The organism is Thalassospira lucentensis (assembly GCF_011806425.1).
Lineage (GTDB): Bacteria > Pseudomonadota > Alphaproteobacteria > Rhodospirillales > Thalassospiraceae > Thalassospira > Thalassospira lucentensis_B.
Genome location: NZ_JAATOV010000001.1, coordinates 17,733 through 35,470 on the forward strand (window position 1 = coordinate 17,733; position 17,738 = coordinate 35,470).

Annotated in this window: 13 protein-coding genes and 1 tRNA gene; 3 read left to right on the forward strand and 11 right to left on the reverse strand. The window is 53.1% G+C overall.

Annotated elements, in window-relative coordinates:
• Positions 1 to 68 precede the first annotated feature (68 nt).
• The 10 genes from HCZ99_RS00085 to HCZ99_RS00130 all read right to left on the reverse strand — a co-directional run bounded on the left by HCZ99_RS00085 (position 69) and on the right by HCZ99_RS00130 (position 11,338).
• Positions 69 to 1,022 carry an SMP-30/gluconolactonase/LRE family protein gene (locus HCZ99_RS00085; RefSeq protein WP_167444884.1) on the reverse strand — a complete coding sequence of 318 codons (954 nt, stop codon included), beginning with the start codon at positions 1,020 to 1,022 and terminating at the stop codon, positions 69 to 71.
• Positions 1,023 to 1,025: 3 nt separating this feature from the next.
• Positions 1,026 to 2,321, reverse strand: coding sequence for a TRAP transporter large permease (locus HCZ99_RS00090; protein WP_167444885.1), 1,296 nt, complete (start codon positions 2,319 to 2,321; stop codon positions 1,026 to 1,028).
• Positions 2,321 to 2,845, reverse strand: a complete 525-nt coding sequence (locus HCZ99_RS00095; RefSeq protein ID WP_217701444.1) for a TRAP transporter small permease — start codon at positions 2,843 to 2,845, stop codon at positions 2,321 to 2,323. The genes HCZ99_RS00090 and HCZ99_RS00095 overlap by 1 nt, the downstream gene beginning before the upstream one ends.
• Positions 2,846 to 2,847: 2 nt before the next feature.
• The gene (dctP, locus tag HCZ99_RS00100) at positions 2,848 to 3,825 is read right to left on the reverse strand and encodes a TRAP transporter substrate-binding protein DctP (protein ID WP_167444886.1); all 978 of its coding nucleotides are present in this window, start codon (positions 3,823 to 3,825) and stop codon (positions 2,848 to 2,850) included.
• Positions 3,826 to 3,903: 78 nt separating this feature from the next.
• The gene (locus HCZ99_RS00105) at positions 3,904 to 4,863 is read right to left on the reverse strand and encodes a Bug family tripartite tricarboxylate transporter substrate binding protein (protein ID WP_167444887.1); all 960 of its coding nucleotides are present in this window, start codon (positions 4,861 to 4,863) and stop codon (positions 3,904 to 3,906) included.
• Positions 4,847 to 5,917, reverse strand: a complete 1,071-nt coding sequence (locus HCZ99_RS00110; protein ID WP_167444888.1) for an amidohydrolase family protein — start codon at positions 5,915 to 5,917, stop codon at positions 4,847 to 4,849. Before HCZ99_RS00110 ends, HCZ99_RS00105 begins: the two co-directional genes overlap by 17 nt.
• A gap of 505 nt (positions 5,918 to 6,422) precedes the next feature.
• Positions 6,423 to 6,496, reverse strand: a tRNA-Ile gene (locus tag HCZ99_RS00115).
• A gap of 106 nt (positions 6,497 to 6,602) precedes the next feature.
• Positions 6,603 to 8,690: an RNA polymerase sigma factor RpoD gene (rpoD, locus tag HCZ99_RS00120; RefSeq protein WP_167444889.1), complete on the reverse strand. Its 2,088-nt coding sequence runs from the start codon at positions 8,688 to 8,690 to the stop codon at positions 6,603 to 6,605.
• 117 nt (positions 8,691 to 8,807) lie between these two features.
• Positions 8,808 to 10,721, reverse strand: a complete 1,914-nt coding sequence (dnaG, locus tag HCZ99_RS00125; protein ID WP_167444890.1) for a DNA primase — start codon at positions 10,719 to 10,721, stop codon at positions 8,808 to 8,810.
• A gap of 161 nt (positions 10,722 to 10,882) precedes the next feature.
• The gene (locus tag HCZ99_RS00130) at positions 10,883 to 11,338 is read right to left on the reverse strand and encodes a GatB/YqeY domain-containing protein (protein ID WP_167444891.1); all 456 of its coding nucleotides are present in this window, start codon (positions 11,336 to 11,338) and stop codon (positions 10,883 to 10,885) included.
• 368 nt (positions 11,339 to 11,706) lie between these two features.
• Here HCZ99_RS00130 and carA point away from each other — a divergent pair, with 368 nt between their 5' ends.
• The 3 genes from carA (at position 11,707) to greA (ending at position 16,782) form a co-directional block, all read left to right on the forward strand.
• Entirely contained in the window at positions 11,707 to 12,876 is a 1,170-nt protein-coding gene (gene carA / locus HCZ99_RS00135; RefSeq protein WP_167444892.1) for a glutamine-hydrolyzing carbamoyl-phosphate synthase small subunit, read from the forward strand.
• Positions 12,877 to 12,962: 86 nt separating this feature from the next.
• Positions 12,963 to 16,205 (forward strand): carbamoyl-phosphate synthase large subunit, encoded by a 3,243-nt coding sequence (carB, locus tag HCZ99_RS00140; RefSeq protein ID WP_167444893.1) that lies wholly within the window; start codon positions 12,963 to 12,965, stop codon positions 16,203 to 16,205.
• A gap of 103 nt (positions 16,206 to 16,308) precedes the next feature.
• The gene (gene greA / locus HCZ99_RS00145) at positions 16,309 to 16,782 is read left to right on the forward strand and encodes a transcription elongation factor GreA (protein WP_167444894.1); all 474 of its coding nucleotides are present in this window, start codon (positions 16,309 to 16,311) and stop codon (positions 16,780 to 16,782) included.
• Positions 16,783 to 17,034: 252 nt separating this feature from the next.
• Here the strand turns inward: greA and HCZ99_RS00150 are convergent, their stop codons facing one another.
• Positions 17,035 to 17,520: an Lrp/AsnC family transcriptional regulator gene (locus tag HCZ99_RS00150; RefSeq protein ID WP_167444895.1), complete on the reverse strand. Its 486-nt coding sequence runs from the start codon at positions 17,518 to 17,520 to the stop codon at positions 17,035 to 17,037.
• Positions 17,521 to 17,738: the final 218 nt, after the last annotated feature.

Genomic DNA, 17,738 nt, shown 5'->3' on the forward strand with positions numbered 1-17,738 from the left:
ACACACTGAGTGGCCTTTTTCTTTGGTCATAGCTGCCTCGGAAGCAGATCAAGCCCGAACTGATCTGCTCAGCTTTGTACGCCGTGGCCTGAATACATGGCATGCCCGGAAATGCCTAAATGCGGTGCGAATTCAGCTTTAAGGATGGTCCCTGTATCAGATTCCGTAATGTAAAGCGTTCGGTTATCAGGGCCACCAAACGCGCAATTGGTGGTCCCCAATCCGCGCGGTGAACGGACCACCGCAATAGGCCGGCCCAAAACATCATGCACCCAAACCAGCCCCATCCCGGTCTGGCACACGACGACACCACCGGCATCCGTCAGTGCCAAGCCATCCGGCCCGGCACGCCCGCCACTAAATTGCAAGAATAGACCAGCCTTCACCACACGACCACTTGGCGAAATCGGAAGGCGCCAAACAGCATTGGCCCGGGTCACAGCCAGATACAAAACGTGCTCCGACAGATCCAACACCAGTCCATTCGGACTTGGCACGGTGTTGATCAAACATGTCAGTTCGCCGCTTTGCGGATTCCAGCGATACACGCGCCCGGTCGGGTCCTGCAGACCTGTTTGCCCCTGATCCGTGAAGTACAGCATGCCGTCGCGATCAAAATGCAGGTCATTGCAGCCTTTAAAGCCCTCTGACTCCGCATCGCGTAGTACGGGCGTTACTCCCCCCGTTACCGGGTCGAGCAACATGATACCATTTTGGAAATCGGCAATAAAAATTCGGCCGTCCTGATGAATTTTCAGGCCATTTGGTTGACCGTCATATTCAGCAACCTGACTGACCTGTCCATCTGGGGACGCTTTAAAAACACGCCCGAATGGAATATCGACAAAATACAGGTTCCCTTCCCGATCAAAGGACGGGCCTTCCAGAAAACAGTCAACCACCGCGCCCCGACGGTTCCGTTCTGCCCAATAGGAACTGACATTCCGTCGCCGCAAGGATTCGGGCAACTCGGTAAAGACCGTCGCATCAATGACGACAGGTTGTGGAAAAGGATAACTCATATTTTACCTTCCGAGGCTCCAAGACGGGAACCAAAGCGCGATGTCAGGAACAGCAATCAAAAGCAGGATGAAAAGGAGAATAATCACAAAGAATGGGGCTACACCAAGTGCGACATCTTCGACCGTGACCTTGTCTGACGAACTGGCCACAACAAACAAGATAACCCCAAGAGGTGGCGTTAACTGCCCTAACTCGATCAGGATCACAACAAACACGCCAAACCATACTGGATCGACGCCCATCGCCATCAGGGCAGGAAATATCACCGGCACAATAATAGCGATCATGCCCAGACCTTCCATAAAGCATCCAAGAACGGCGAAGGTCACCATGATCATCAGCAAGAAGACGAATTTCGAATAACCCGATGTTTCAAGCCAGTGAGCCAGATTATCACCAACACCGGACAACGCCGTGGCATAGGCAAAAATCATCGAAGTAAATACGATGAAAAGGATGTTCCCGCTCATCCGCAACGTGCGCGAAATGGCCTCTATCATCATCGTTTTGGAAACGCGACGATAAATGGCCGCGATAGCTGTCGCGCCGATCACACCGATCGCCCCGGCTTCGGTCGGTGTCGCCAGACCACCATAAATGCTGCCCAGAACCACAAAAATCAGCAATAGAAACGGCAAGATATCACCAGCAGCACGGCGCAGCTCGCCGGCACTCGGCTTGGTCCGTTCGACAGGCACCAACGACGGGTTACGCCAGATCCGCAACATGATAAAGCCCATATAGGCCAGCGCCAGCAAGATACCGGGAACAAGACCTGCGGCAAAAAGATGGGCAATCGACGTTTCAGTAAACGTCGCGTAGATGATCATCGTGATCGATGGAGGGATCAAAATACCAAGCGTCCCGCCAGCAGCCAACGACCCAGCCACGATACGACGATTGTAACCACGTTTAGATAATTCTGGCAGGGCAACTGTTGACATCGCAGCAGCAGTCGGTGCACTGCCCCCCGAAATTGCTGCAAAAATCCCGCAACCGGCAATATTTGTATGAAGCAACCCACCCGGTAGCCAACGGATAAATGGGGCGACACCGTTATAAAGACGTCCGCTCAAACCACTGCCCAACAGGATCTCTGCCATAAAAACAAAGAGCGGTATGGCCGCGAGAGTAAAGCTGTTGGCTGATCCCCAACTTACAAGTCCAAGGGCCTTCCAGCCTGAAAATCCGGTTTGCAGCCAGATATAAAGCAAGCCAGCCGTTGAGACGGAAAACTGCACCCAGAACCCGCCCAGAATGAGACCAACCAAAAGCCCAAAGGCAAGAATGGCTTCCATTAGTTATCTCTCCTTTCAGGGGGACGAAGCGCCAGCATGAGGTGCTCAAGCAGGAACAGTGCAAGCACGGCGAAACCGACCGGCAAGGCAAGCTGTGGAATCCATAACGGAGTTTCCATAACGGTTTGGGAAATCTTGCCACGTGAAAACGAACTGGCGACGAGGTCCGCCGTCCGCCACGCAAACACACAACAGACAGCAATGGCCGTAAGGATGTAAAACACGCGACTTGCACGTTCGAGCGCAGGCGGCAAAAGATCAGCAATAAACGAAACCCGGAACAGGTCGTTCTTTCTCAATGCCTTCGCCGCACCGAGTACCATCAGCAAAACAACAAAATACCCGACAAGTTCCTCGACCACGGCCAAAGAGGTATTGAACACAGACCGTGCGACAATCTCGGCCACGACCAGCCCGACCAGGGCGACAAGAGTCACCCCGGCCAGAACCGAAACACCACGTGCCAAACCATTAAACATTTGGCCTACGACACCTGGCACAGCTTTCTCATTGTGCGCCGACATGATTATTTGCCGATCGCTTCACGCACGATTGCCAATGCCTTAACATATTCTGGGCCTTTATCAGCTGCCCATTCTTCCCAATATGCCGCCATTTTCTCACGTGCTGCTGGCAGTTCCGCCTGATTGACCTCACCAATGGTCATACCGGCATCTTGCTGCTTGTTCATCTGAACGATTTCATCTTCGTTAAAAGCCGCAGTAATCGCCTGACCTTCTGCGCTGACGATTTCTTTCAAAGCCTCACGGTCTTTCTCTGGCAAGTCTTCAAAAGAATCTGCATTGGCAATGATGACCGAGTTCCCGTAATTCACCGGGAACCGGTAATTATAGGGCAAGAATTCGTGCCAGTTCTTGGCACCGCCCGCACTTGCAGTCAGGACACCGTCAATCACACCACGTTCAAGCGAGGTCGGCACTTCGCTGCCCGACAGAGTAATTGGCGAACCACCAAATGCCGCGACGAAGCTTCCTTGTTCTGGCGAGGTCACGCGGATTTTATGCCCGTTCAGATCATCGAGTGATTTCATATCAAAGGTCGTGAAGAAAACCTGCGACGGATAACGGTATCCTCCCAAATACACGACGCCCTGTTTGGTAAATGCCTCTGCCAGAACCGGCTCCATGGCCGCATAAGCTTTTTGCCACTCGGCATCGTTCTCAATCAACAGCGGCAGATTGAGAACACGGGCAATCGGTACACTGCCAGAAAAGAAATAATCAGCAGCGAAATCAATAATGCCGTCACCGGTTGCCTGCGTAATGTCCGAAGATGCAATTTGCAGCGTTTTACCCAGATGCAGGGTAATGTCCAAATCCCCGCCGGTTTGTTTAGAAACCTCCTCGGTGATCCTTTTCATGCCCTGAACCGCAGCCGTCGTTGACACCGAAGAGTAGGTATAAGCCGTCCAGTCTGCAGCCTGGGCTCCCGACGCCGCCAAAAGCACGGATGCGGCAATTGCTGTTGCTTTCAAAATTTTCATCGTTTCCTCCAGTTTCTGATAATATTTGTCGTCTTTGTGACGCTCGCATTCAAGGATTTGTTGTTTTTATTCAATGCCTTATTTCCAAGGAGTGTTTTCCCAGATTTCTTTGGCGACAGCGGCCTGCTGTTCGGCCAGAGATGCAAAATCATCTCCTGCAACAAATGAAATCGGGGTACCCTGTTCTGCGGCGGTTTTCTGGAATTCCGGGTTGTCATTTACCGCACGCAGTGCGTCAAGAAGCGTGTCGCGTACGTCATCTGGCAGACCCGCCGGTGCAACAAGACCGCGATAGGATCCCATCTGAACATCAAAGCCCAATTCACGTGCCGTCGGAACGTCAGGCGCAAACGTCGAACGTTCAGTATCCAGCACCGCCAAAATCTTTAAATTGTCTTCAAATCCGATTGTCTGGCCGAGTGTCATAGTGCCAACTGCAACGTGGCCGCCCATGATTGCTGTCCGCGCGTTTGCCGCACCCTTGAAAGGCACAAAGGAGAACTCTACACCCGCGGCCTTCTGCATCAGGATGCCAGCAAAATGATCATTCCCGCCAAGGGAAGACAATCCCATTGTCACGGCTCCTGGCTCAGACCGGGCACGCTTGAGTAATTCGTTCAGGTCCTCAACCCCAGAATCTTGGGCAACAACAATGGTATTCGGGTCCCTCACAAAATTCGCCAGATAGGTAAAGCTCGTGGCATCGTAATCGGCCTTCCTATCCATGGTCAGTGCGAGGGCCGCCGGCAAATTGAAAGTACCAAGGGTGTAGCCATCCGGTTTTGCCTCGGCAACGGCCGTAAACCCGATTTGCCCACCAGCACCGGGCATATTTTTAACGACGACGCTTTCGTCCCCATCAAGCGCCTTTTCGAGGAAACCCCCTACGGTGCGGGCAAGTACGTCTGTTCCGCCCCCGGCAGAAAACCCGACGACAATCTCGACAGTTTTCTCGGGATACTGATCGGCTTTGGCTGCCGTGACGGACATTCCGAGCACGGCCAACCCTGAAATCAGGTATTTAAAAGCCTGTTTCATAAATGTTTTCTCCCTGAATTATCTTTTTGATTTGTGGAAACTCGACACCATAGGTCTCAGCTGCGGTGCCATAGAACAGGGCTGCGCGCTCATCCGCTGAAAGGGGACTGGCCAGACGCTTGAACGCATTCCAAAGCACCGGATAGGCAAACATACCTTTATCCACGGGAAAATTGCTCTCGAACATGGTCCTTTTGGCACCAAATGCGTTCAGGCAAACATCCACATACGCTTGCCAATCTTGGGCAAGCTCCTCTGACGATGGCGGGGTATCGGACAAGTGATAATCTTTCCCCATTACCATCAGACCAAAACCACCAATCTTCATCCGGGTATTGGGTAACTGCGCCAATCGTTCAACGCCTGCCTGCCAAGCTGCAAAATGCTCTGAACGGTTATCTCGATATGGTCCGGCACCCAGCGGACCACCAAGATGATCAACAACAACCGTCAAGTCAGGATTGGCGGCAACCAAATCAAAAACGTCGTCAAGTTGGGTCTGATATGCCCACACATCAAGAACCAGGCCAGCTTTGGCTACGGCCCTTACTCCGTCGCGAAACGCATCGGCTTTCAGCAAACCAGCTGGTGCAGGTTTGGGATTGGAGATCAAACGTGGATCAGGATGATGGGCCGTGGTGTTACGAATACCACAAACCATTCCGTCACCAGCCTCCACGAGGGCATCAATCACCGGTTCGGTTGCAGCACCCAGCATAAAATCGGCCTGTGCGATGATCTTGGCCGGAAATGATGTTGCCCCCGCATCGCACGCCCAACGACGAATGGTTTCAACCTCACCGACAGGACGAAGTGCATCGGGCCCATCCGCGCGATAGCCTGTGCGGCACTGGACATAAATGCTGGCACGAACATTGTGTCCTTTGGCCAAATCGGCAAGAAACTCTTCACAGCGATATCGACTGCCCGGACGATCCCAAAGATGATGGTGTGCATCCAAAATTGGCTGTTCAGGATCAAGAATAGGCTCCTCATGGCGAGAGAGCCACTCTTCACGGATGGTCGCGTGCGGGCCCATCATAGGGCCCACCATCCACGCACTTTGATATATTGAGTCTGAAGCATGTTGAGGCTCACGTTGGAACCCTCAACCAAGGCATTCGCATGCATCGCTATGTTTCCTCCCGCAACCAGCTTGACCTTTGGCCTACCGATCACTTTTTTAATTTCCGAAAGCCTACAGGATGAAACACGCTTCACATAAACGAATAATTTTGGTTATTTAATCCAGTTTTCCTTAATAACCCATACAGAAAAAGCCACACAGCCCAAGCGCCCGCCATTTCATGCGCTTTGGCGTCACAAAAGCCAGATCTCGTTTATGAGAAAAATTGAGGAGTATTAGGAGCTATACAAGGTAACAGCTGTCTTCTGATGAACTCAGGTGCTTAGCATTTCGGATTTACAGAAAAGCAGAACGATTGCTGCATACCCCCGAATTATGACAATTCAGGCGGGCTCGGACTGACCACTGATTTTAGGCGGGAATATGGAGAGCGATGGAGCAGTGATTACATTCTGTAAACACTGCTCCACGGTAGGCCCGGAGGGACTTGAACCCCCAACCAGACCGTTATGAGCGGTCGGCTCTAACCAATTGAGCTACGGGCCCCCAAAACTGACATGGGGTCAGAAAAAAGACCGCACCAGATCACTGGTGCGGTCCCGAAAACTAGCGATTTTCGAGCTAAGGTCAAGCCCGAACGTCGTGTTATTTCTTAATAATCCAAGAACGAACGCAATTTGCGTGAACGTGATGGATGTTTCAGCTTACGCAGTGCTTTTGCTTCGATCTGACGAATACGTTCGCGGGTCACAGAGAACTGCTGACCAACCTCTTCGAGGGTGTGGTCGGTGTTCATGCCAATCCCGAAACGCATACGCAAAACACGTTCTTCACGCGGGGTGAGCGATGCCAGAACCCGCGTCGTAGTTTCACGCAAGTTTGCCTGGATCGCCGCATCAAGCGGTTGAACCGCATTTTTGTCCTCGATGAAATCACCAAGATGGCTGTCTTCCTCGTCCCCGATCGGTGTTTCAAGAGAGATCGGCTCTTTGGCAATTTTCAGAACCTTACGAACCTTTTCAAGCGGCATCTGCAGTTTTTCTGCCAGCTCTTCCGGGGTCGGTTCACGGCCGATTTCATGCAACATCTGGCGCGAAGTCCGCACAAGCTTGTTGATGGTCTCTATCATGTGAACCGGGATACGGATCGTACGGGCCTGATCGGCAATAGAACGCGTGATCGCCTGGCGGATCCACCACGTCGCATAAGTCGAGAATTTATACCCACGGCGATATTCAAACTTATCCACCGCCTTCATCAGGCCGATATTGCCTTCCTGAATAAGGTCGAGGAACTGAAGACCACGGTTGGTGTATTTTTTCGCAATCGAGATCACAAGGCGCAGGTTGGCCTCGATCATCTCTTTCTTTGCACGGCCTGCTTCGCGTTCGCCCTTGTTGACCACGCTATAAACGCGGCGGAATTCACCAATCGGCAAGCCGACTTCGGCGGAAACACCACCGATGCCTTCGCGCAGGTTGGCGATTTCTTCAGGATAACGTTCGATAAAGGCTTTCCAACCCTTGCCCGGCAGGCCCGAAACTCGTTCCATCCAGTTCGGGTCAAGCTCTTGGCCCTGATACTGTTTGATGAAATCGGGACGTTTGATTTTGCAACGGTCAGCAAAGCGCAGAAGTTTACCTTCAAGGCCCAGCAGACGGTTGTTCAAACCGGTCATGTGATCAAGAAGCTCTTCAATCCGGAAGTTGTTCAAGTGAACATCTTCCATCAGGTCGACCATCTCGTTTTTCAACTTGTTATAGCGCTTTTCGGTCGCGGCCGGCACGGCCTCGCCCTTATTATGCGCGACAAGACGCTGTTCCTGCGCCTTATGCAGCTTTTCGTAGGTTTTCGCAATCAGCTCAAACTTCTCAAGAACCTGCTCGGTCAGCTCTTCTTCCATTTTGGAAAGAGAGACATTGACCTGCTCGTTCTCGTCATCGTCTTCGTCACTGTCGCGTGGGCCCTGGGCCTGCTCTTCTTCCTCGTCATCATCGGATTTTTCAGAAGTCTCGGACTCATCGTCGTCCTCTTCTTCCTCTTCACCGATGGTGTGCGGGGTTTCAGTTTCGGCTTCGTCATCATCGTCGTCATTGGCACTGTCGAAGCTTTCGACATCTGCCTCTGGATCGACTTCATCTGTGTCGGCGTCTTCGCCTTCGCTTTCCTGGGCTGCGATTTCCGCATCCGGACCACCGCCATAGGTGGTCTCAAGGTCAATCACATCACGCAGCAAAAGCTCGCCAGCCTGAAGCTGGTCATGCCAATTGACAATCGCACGAATGGTCAGCGGGGATTCACAAATCCCGCCAATCATCATGTCACGACCGGCCTCAATACGTTTGGCAATGGCGATTTCGCCTTCGCGCGACAGAAGCTCAACACTGCCCATCTCGCGCAGATACATGCGAACAGGATCGTCCGTGCGCCCGACATCATCTTCAGAGATATTACCGCGCGGATCAGCCTCGGCTTCTTCGCTATCGTTATCGTCTGAATCATCCCCATCGATGACATTGATGCCCATCTCATTGAGATTGCTCATCACGTCTTCGATCTGCTCAGAGGAGAAATGCTCAGAAGGCAGCGCCTTATTCAGCTCATCGACCGAGATGTGGCCTTTCTCTTTACCTTTGGCAATGAGCTTCTTTATGGCCGACTTATATGTATCGAGAAGAGGTCCGTCTGCGTTTTCAGAAGAGTTCTTTTTCTCTTCAGCGTTCGAAGTCTTAGACGACATCTATTCCCCGTTTCCCGCTGGGTACAGCCTGTGTACCGTTGTTGTCCCAAGCACTGTGCTCTCAGTGCAAATCACAAATAGCCCGACCCCCGATCGTAAGTGCAGAACACCCACGGATCAGTCGTCGAGCTTAAACACGTTTTCCCGGCGGCGGGCGAGATCCTCACGTCTGTGAGAAAACCGCTCCCATTCTTCCTCGCTGGTATCTGCTGCCAACTGTCGGACGGCGTATTTTGCCTCTTCGTCCTCCAGGGAGCTTACAGCCATGGAAAAAACCTGTTTCCAACCCGCTCGGGCCCGTTCAAGCGGCGTTTCGGGCTTGGCGAAAGCGGCGTGCGCTAAAACATCGGCACTAACCACCCGCAAAACTGTCTCTGACAGCCCGTCGCGCTTCAATTGGACCTTGATGGTATCAGAATCAAGTCCCGGATCATCATCAAGCAGCTTTAAGACGGCCCGACGAAGATTGTCAAGCTCGGAGTCTACACAACTATAAATTCCGAGCTGCTCACCAACCTCATCATGGAGCTGAGGATGGTGAATTAACGTCACCAGCAGGATCGAGTCTTGCAGGCTTCGCTTTTGTTGCATTGGTGGACGCGACATCCCCGGCACCGCTTTACCGGCCGGACCCCAGAAATGGTCATTTTTGCCGCGTTTGCCAGTCCTTCCACCTTTTTTATTTTGATAGCCGCCGCCAAAACCACCCGATTTACCACCGCCAAACCCGCCGCGACCGCCGGAATTCCCCGGTTTTTCGCTTTTAAACAATTTCCACGTCCGATCATTATACATCGACCGGTATTGTGACTTCACGGCTTCGTCAGCAATCACTGAAATCCGCTGCGTCAGATCGGCTTCAAGCGCGGCACGACGTTCCGGGGTATCAATTTTGCGCCCCGACATTTCCATCCGCCAAACCAGTTCCGCCAGCGGCACGGCGTTATCAATAATTTTTTGAAATGTTGTGAACCCGTCGGGGGCAGACATCATTGTATCGGGGTCTTCGCCCTCGGGGAGAATCGAAAACACCAACGATTTCCCCGGACGCAAAATCGGCAATGCGCGCTCTGCCGCACGAACCGCGGCCCGTTTACCTGCCGCATCCCCGTCAAGACACATGACCGGCTCGTTGGTCATTTTCCAAAGTTCGCCGATTTGTTCTTCTGTCACCGCCGTACCAAGCGGCGCCACAGCCCCACGATATCCCGCCCGGTGAAGGGCGATCACGTCCATATAGCCTTCGGTCACAATGATCGGTGCATCATGCTGTGCGGCCTCGCGTGCTTGCGGCAGCCCATACAGCAGACGTCCCTTGTGGAAAAGCGGCGTATCCGGGCTATTAAGGTACTTTGGCTTACCATCCCCCATGACGCGCCCGCCAAACGCCACAACGCGCCCGCGGCGATCAAGGATCGGGAACATGACGCGTCCGCGGAACCGGTCATAGGTTTGCCGGCCGCTATCTTCGGGCTCAATCAAAAGACCGGCTTCGATCATAAGTTTTTCGTCAATGTCTTCGCGCTTCAGCGCGGCCTTAAGCGCCCCGCGATTATCGGGCGCAAAGCCAAGCCGAAAATCGGCAATGGTTTTGTCATCCAAGCCACGTTGGTGGAAATAATCCAGGCCCTCTTTGCCCTCGGGCATACGCAACATGCGCTCAAAGAACACGCAGGCTGTTTCCATCACCTCGTACAGGGTTTTGGCTTTTTGTTCGCGCTCTTGGGCTTCGCGCGATTGCTTGGGCACTTCCATGCCAGCCTGATTGGCCAACACTTCGACCGCTTCGACAAAGGTCAGGCCGCGCGTATTCATCACAAAGCTGATGACATCGCCATGCGCGCCACAGCCAAAGCAGTGATAGAATCCCTTTTGGTCATTGACCGTAAAAGACGGTGATTTTTCAGAATGGAACGGACACAGCCCGGAATATTCCCGGCCGCGTTTGATCAGCTTCACCGATGATCCGACAACTTCCGCCAAATCGACCCGTGCCCGCAGGTCGTCCAGAAACGACTGGGGAAAGCTCATGATGATCTAGATCCCATAATGCAGGTACGATGAGCCGCACCCAAATTGATACCCCTGCCCGACCGGATTGCGGTTTATCGTGTTTTGAATTGCAGTCCGTGGGACGACGAAAGCCGGACGATTTTACACGCCCGGCTTTCATTTAAATAGGCTTCTTGGGCTTAACCCAGAAGTTTTTTAGCAACGCCGCCAGCTTTGCCGAAATCCATGGTGCCGCTATACTGCTCTCGCAGGGCGGCCATGGTACGGCCCATATCTTTCAGGCAGGTCGCGCCAAGATCGGAAACAGTACTGCGTACAGCTTCTTCGATTTCTTCATCGGAAAGCTGTTTTGGCAGGAACGTCTCAATCACAGCAATCTCGGCTGCTTCCTGTTCTGCCAATTCCGGGCGGTTGCCCTTGGTGTACATTTCAATGCTTTCGCGGCGCTGTTTGACCATCGCCTGAAGCAGCATGACGATGTCGTCATCGGAAATACCATCGGTATTGCCCTCGCTGCGCGCGGCGATATCGCGCTCCTTCAGCGCAGCCAAAATGAGGCGCACGGTGGTTACGGAGCAGGCATCCTTCGCAAGGACGGCCTTTTTCAAAGCGTCGTTAAGCTGCGATCGCAGCATGGCTCATCTCTGATTCTGTGGAACAAAGGAGCGAACATAGCGCAAAACGCCACCTGAGGCAAAGAAAACCGCCCCACCCAACCCATTGATTTTCCTGATAAAATAAAAGTTTAGATGCGTCCTTGACAGCCCCTGCTCCTTCCCGTAGACATCCGCCAATTTGCCTACCGGGATCGGGTCTTACTCTGCTCTACACAGGCTCGACTGATGCAACCTGGGCGCACAGTCATCCATACTTGGATATATGTCGCGCATCTGCATGTCCGGTATGCGGGTTAAAAGCAGCCGTTTGAGTCGGCTTGCGTTGAATTATTATATATATAAAGACTCCGTGTCTCACCGTGGAAAGATCGAAAGGACATTTGCCAATGTCATCCCCCACGCACACCCCGCCTCCTGGTGCTTCTGCCGTTCTGGTTCTTGCAGATGGTTCAGTATTTTGGGGACGCGGCGTCGGTGCCCGAGGAGAGGTCGTTGGTGAAGTCTGCTTCAACACCTCGATCACGGGCTACCAGGAAATCATGACCGACCCGTCTTATGCCGGTCAAATGATCACCTTTACCTTCCCCCATATCGGCAATGTTGGCACCAACGATGAAGACATCGAAAAGGCCACCCCGGTTGCCCTTGGCTGCATCCTGCGCCAGGACATTACCGAGCCGTCAAATTACCGCGCCCAAAAACATTTTAACGAATGGCTGGCCGAACATGGCCGGATCGGGATTTCCGGGGTTGATACCCGCCGCCTGACCAAGCGCATCCGAAATGAAGGCGCCCCCAACGGGGTAATTTGCCACAATCCTGATGGCACCTTTGACATCCCTGCCCTGATCGCCAAGGCCAACGAATGGCCGGGCCTTGAGGGCATGGACCTTGCCAAGCCCAACAGTTGCGAAGAAGGCTACGAGTGGGAAGAGACCCTTTGGTCTCTTAAGGATGGCTACGGCACGCTTGGTAATGCCAAACACCACGTTGTCGCGATTGATTACGGCATTAAGCGCAACATCCTGCGTAATCTTGCCGCCCTTGATTGCAAAGTTTCTGTCGTTCCGGCCGAAACCTCGGCTGAGGACATCTTGGCGATGAACCCTGATGGGATCTTCTTGTCAAATGGCCCGGGCGATCCAGCAGCAACCGGCGTCTATGCCGTTCCGACCATCAAAAAACTGATCGACAGCGGCAAGCCGGTCTTTGGCATTTGCCTTGGTCATCAGATGATGGCGCTGGCATTTGGCGCGAAAACGCAAAAAATGGATGTTGGCCATCGCGGTGCAAACCACCCGGTCAAAGACACCACCACTGGTGTTGTCGAAATCACCTCGCAGAACCATGGCTTTGTCGTCGATAAGGACAGCCTGCCCGACACTGTCGAAGCAACCCACTTCTCGTTGTTTGACGGATCGCTTGCGGGCTTGCGCCTGAAAGACAAACCAGTCTTTGCCGTTCAGTACCATCCAGAAGCCTCTCCGGGGCCGCACGACAGCCACTACCTGTTCAAACGTTTCGTTGGTCTGATCGAGGATGCCAAAGCCCGATGATCGGGACACGCCCCAAAATCGCCGATTAACGGACTTAACGAGGCGGTGCAGCAGACGCGCCCGCCCTTCGAAAAGCGGAAAACGACATGCCGAAGCGTACAGACATTAAATCAATCCTTATCATCGGTGCAGGCCCGATTGTCATCGGCCAAGCTTGCGAGTTTGACTATTCCGGTGCGCAGGCCTGTAAGGCGCTTAAGGAAGAAGGTTACCGGGTTATCCTGGTCAACTCGAACCCAGCGACCATCATGACCGACCCGAACCTGGCTGATGCGACCTATGTCGAACCGATCACGCCGGCCATGGTTGCCAAGATCATTGAAAAAGAACGCCCTGACGTTCTGTTGCCGACCATGGGTGGCCAGACGGCACTTAACACCGCCCTTGCCCTGCATGATGACGGCACGCTGGAAAAATACGGCGTTGAAATGATCGGTGCAAAAAAGCACGTCATTGAAAAAGCCGAAGACCGTCAGTTATTCCGCGAAGCCATGGACAAAATCGGCCTTGAAAGTGCCCGTTCTGCCATGGTCCGAACCTTTGAAGAAGCAGTTAAGGCGCTTGAAACCACCGGTCTTCCGGCCATCATCCGCCCAAGCTTCACCCTTGGCGGTGAAGGCGGCGGCATTGCCTATAACCGTGAAGAATTCGAACAGATTGTCCGCAACGGTCTGGCGATTTCACCAACCCACGAAGTTCTGATCGAAGAATCCATTTTGGGCTGGAAAGAATACGAGATGGAAGTTGTCCGCGACCATGCGGATAACTGCATCATCATTTGTTCGATTGAAAACGTCGACCCGATGGGCATTCATACCGGCGACTCGATCACGGTTGCACCGGCACTGACCCTGACGGACAAAGAATATCAGATCATGCGCGACGCCTCTTTGGCGGTGCTGCGTGAAATCGGTGTCGATACCGGGGGCTCCAACGTTCAGTTTGCCGTAAACCCGGAAGACGGCCGTTTGATCGTCATTGAAATGAACCCGCGTGTTTCACGTTCCTCCGCACTGGCGTCCAAGGCAACTGGTTTCCCGATTGCTAAAATCGCAGCCAAGCTTGCGGTTGGTTATACCCTCGACGAGTTGGATAACGACATTACCGGCGTTACCCCAGCTTCGTTTGAGCCAACCATCGATTATGTCGTCACCAAAATCCCGCGCTTCACATTCGAAAAATTCCCGGGTGCACAGGCGCTTTTGGGTACGGCGATGAAGTCGGTTGGCGAAGCCATGTCAATCGGCGGCAGCTTTGCCGAAAGCCTTCAGAAAGGCCTGCGTTCCATGGAAACCGGCTTGACCGGTCTGAACGAAGTCAAAATCGAAGGTGCCCCGGACAAGGCTGCAATCCGCGCCAAGCTGACCCAGCCGATCCCGTTCCGTATTCTGTATGCCGCACAGGCATTCCGTCACGGCATGACCCTGGACGAAATTCAGTCGGCAACCAAATTTGATCCTTGGTACCTCAAGCAGATCGAAATGCTGGTCGCCGAAGAAGAAAAAGTCCGTGCCAACGGTGTTCCAAAAGACAAACACGAATTGCTGCGCTTGAAAAAGCTTGGCTTCTCGGACGCGCGTCTGGCCGAACTGGCGGACCGCGAAGAAGACGACGTTCGTGCTGATCGTCAGGCGCTTGGTCTTCGCCCGGTATACAAACGCATTGATACCTGTGCGGCCGAATTCCCGTCGCGCACCTCTTACATGTATTCGATGTACGAAGGCGACGGGTTCTTTGAACCGGAAAACGAAGCCGAAGTTACCGACCGTAAGAAAGTCATTATTCTTGGTGGTGGCCCGAACCGTATCGGTCAGGGTATCGAGTTCGATTACTGCTGTGTTCATGCGGCCTATGCGCTGCGTGAAACCGGGATCGAAGCGATCATGGTCAACTGTAACCCGGAAACGGTTTCAACAGACTATGACACCTCGGACCGTCTGTATTTCGAACCGCTGACCGCCGAAGACGTGATTGAGCTTTGCCAGCTTGAACAAAGCAATGGCGAATTGCTGGGTGTGATTGTTCAGTATGGCGGCCAAACCCCGCTGAAACTTTCGGCTGCTCTGGAAAAAGCAGGCATTCCGATCCTCGGCACCAGCCCAGACAGCATCGACCTTGCCGAAGACCGCGACCGTTTCCAGGAACTGATCCACAAGCTGGACCTGAAACAGCCGGCCAACGGTATTGCACGTTCGATCGACGAAGCTGTCGAAATCGCCGAAAGCATCGGCTATCCGATCGTGATCCGTCCGTCCTACGTTCTGGGCGGTCGTGCGATGGAAATCGTCCATACCACCGAAGATCTCCTGCGCTACATGCACGAAGCCGTTCAGGTGTCTGGCAAAAGCCCGGTTCTGATCGACAGCTTCTTGCAAGATGCGATTGAAATTGATGCGGATGCGGTCTCGGACGGCGAAAACGTCTTTGTCGCTGGCATCATGCAGCACATCGAAGAAGCCGGTATCCACTCGGGTGACTCGGCTTGCTCCTTGCCACCATATTCACTTGATCAGGACATGATCGACCGCCTGAAAGTACAGACGGTTCAACTGGCCAAGGCGCTTGACGTTGTCGGGCTGATGAACGTTCAGTTCGCGATCAAGGATGATGTGATCTACCTTATTGAGGTGAACCCACGTGCATCCCGTACCGTTCCGTTCGTCGCCAAGGCAACCGGCAACCCAATTGCCAAAATTGGCGCACGGATCATGGCCGGCGAGAAACTGAGCGACTTTGACATTGATCACGGTCCGTTCAAACATATCGCCGTCAAGGAAGCGGTCCTTCCGTTCAACCGCTTCCCTGGTGTTGACACCTTGCTTGGTCCGGAAATGCGTTCAACCGGCGAAGTCATGGGGCTTGATACCGATTTTGGCCGCGCCTTTGCCAAGGCACAGATGGCTGCTGGCCATACTTTGCCGCTGGCAGGCAACGTTTTCATCTCGGTTAAAAACCATGACAAGGCTGCGGCAGTTCAACTCGCACGCGATGCGATTGCCCTTGGCTTTGGTGTGGTCGCGACCCACGGCACCGCAAAAGCACTTGAAAAAGAAGGGCTAGACGTCACCCCGGTCAATAAGGTACAGGAAGGACGTCCTCATGTCGTCGACATGATGAAGAACGGTGATATCAACTTGGTATTTAACACCACCGAGAGCAAACAGGCCGTGGTCGACAGTTTCTCGATCCGCCGCACAGCTCTTACAGACGATATTCCGTACTACACCACAGTTGCTGGTGCGCGTGCCACTTTGCGTGCCATCGACAACCTGAAACGCGGCGCACTTGATGTTCGCGCGCTTCAGGAATATCTTGGGGACAAGTACTGAGGTTCCTCACCGAACCCTGCTAAAGAGTTTAGACCGCCCGGCGGTAATGCCGGGCGGTTGATTTTGTAGTATCGACCGCAATTAAGAATAGGCTGTGAGCGCGATGGATAAAGTACCAATGACCCCGCAAGGGCATCAGCGCCTCGAAGAAGAACTGAAGCACCGCAAATCCGTTGAACGTCTTGAAATCATCAAGGCAATCTCGGAAGCGCGTGAGCATGGTGATCTTTCGGAGAATGCCGAATATCACGCTGCCCGCGAGCGCCAAAGTTTCTGCGAAGGTCGTATTGCCGAGCTGGAAGATGTCCTAAGCCGGTCCGAAGTTATCGATGTACCGTCACTTGCCGGTTCTGTCGTCAAATTCGGTGCAACGGTTGAACTCGTCGATGAAGATACCGACGAGGAAACCACCTACCAGATTGTTGGCCCGATTGAGGCTGACATCAATGCTGGACGTATCTCAACCACCTCTCCGATCGGGCGCGCCCTGATTGGCAAATCGGTTGGTGATTCTGTCGAAGTCACCGTTCCCGGCGGCATCAAAAGCTATGAAATTTTGAAGGTCGACTTCTCCTGATTGGGCGATTGCCCGATTGAAAAGTCTTTTCATACAAAACGGCCCGACATCTGAACGGGCCGTTTTTTTTGTGCTGAGGACACATCAAAGAACGGTCAAGGCCCGTCCGCCAGACAACCGCGAATGTTTTGGGACATATCCAATTGACCCGCGTCCTTGTGCCATCGCTGCATGAATTCTGATGTGAAAAAACCCGACCTGCCATCACGCATATCGGGTTTCATTCAGCGAACGCTATAAGACGTAAAACCGTTAGTCTTCAGCATCGATATCAATCGGCACACCGGGCATATTTTTGGCGGTGCGAATCGACAGGGCCGATTTCACGTGGTTGACGTTTTCCGCAACGGTTAGCTGGGTGGTCAGAAATTTCTGATACTCGTCCCAGCTATGGGAAACGATCTTGAGCAAGAAGTCCATTTCACCAGCGACCATGTGACATTCGCGCACTTCTGGCCATTCAGCTGCACGGGCTTCGAACGCGCGCAAATCATGTTCGGCCTGACTTGCCAGACCAACCATCGCAAACACCGTGACATTATAGCCAAGTGCCTGGGAATCGACATCTGCGTGATAGCCTTGAATGAAACCAGTTTCTTCGAGCGCACGTACGCGACGTAAACACGGTGGGGCTGATATTCCTGCACGACGAGCAAGTTCCACATTGGTCATGCGGCCATCTTCCTGTAGATCGCGCAGAATTCTGCGGTCGATCTTGTCGAGTTTGACCCGTTGCATTTATTCCTCGATTCTGTGCGCTAAACTGACCTCGTACGAAACAATATTACAGCGAGGTCCGATGCTGGCAATAATATATTCCGGTCAAGATTGCAATCTTGCGCTTCGATTTCGGCGCTGAAAATGCGCTAAAATCTGCTTTTGTTTGCAATTATCCGCAGGATCAAAGGCTCCCCCCCCATACAGCACACATCCCCCGCCAAATCGCGGAAATATCA

Excerpts from the sequence above, each read along its gene's own strand:
- HCZ99_RS00085 (WP_167444884.1), bottom strand. The coding sequence starts at position 1,022 with ATGAGTTATCCTTTTCCACAACCTGTCGTCATTGATGCGACGGTCTTT.
- HCZ99_RS00090 (WP_167444885.1), bottom strand. The coding sequence starts at position 2,321 with ATGGAAGCCATTCTTGCCTTTGGGCTTTTGGTTGGTCTCATTCTGGGC.
- HCZ99_RS00095 (WP_217701444.1), bottom strand. The coding sequence starts at position 2,845 with ATGTCGGCGCACAATGAGAAAGCTGTGCCAGGTGTCGTAGGCCAAATG.
- dctP (WP_167444886.1), bottom strand. The coding sequence starts at position 3,825 with ATGAAAATTTTGAAAGCAACAGCAATTGCCGCATCCGTGCTTTTGGCG.
- HCZ99_RS00105 (WP_167444887.1), bottom strand. The coding sequence starts at position 4,863 with ATGAAACAGGCTTTTAAATACCTGATTTCAGGGTTGGCCGTGCTCGGA.
- HCZ99_RS00110 (WP_167444888.1), bottom strand. The coding sequence starts at position 5,917 with ATGGTGGGCCCTATGATGGGCCCGCACGCGACCATCCGTGAAGAGTGG.
- rpoD (WP_167444889.1), bottom strand. The coding sequence starts at position 8,690 with ATGTCGTCTAAGACTTCGAACGCTGAAGAGAAAAAGAACTCTTCTGAA.
- dnaG (WP_167444890.1), bottom strand. The coding sequence starts at position 10,721 with ATGAGCTTTCCCCAGTCGTTTCTGGACGACCTGCGGGCACGGGTCGAT.
- HCZ99_RS00130 (WP_167444891.1), bottom strand. The coding sequence starts at position 11,338 with ATGCTGCGATCGCAGCTTAACGACGCTTTGAAAAAGGCCGTCCTTGCG.
- carA (WP_167444892.1), top strand. The coding sequence starts at position 11,707 with ATGTCATCCCCCACGCACACCCCGCCTCCTGGTGCTTCTGCCGTTCTG.
- carB (WP_167444893.1), top strand. The coding sequence starts at position 12,963 with ATGCCGAAGCGTACAGACATTAAATCAATCCTTATCATCGGTGCAGGC.
- greA (WP_167444894.1), top strand. The coding sequence starts at position 16,309 with ATGGATAAAGTACCAATGACCCCGCAAGGGCATCAGCGCCTCGAAGAA.
- HCZ99_RS00150 (WP_167444895.1), bottom strand. The coding sequence starts at position 17,520 with ATGCAACGGGTCAAACTCGACAAGATCGACCGCAGAATTCTGCGCGAT.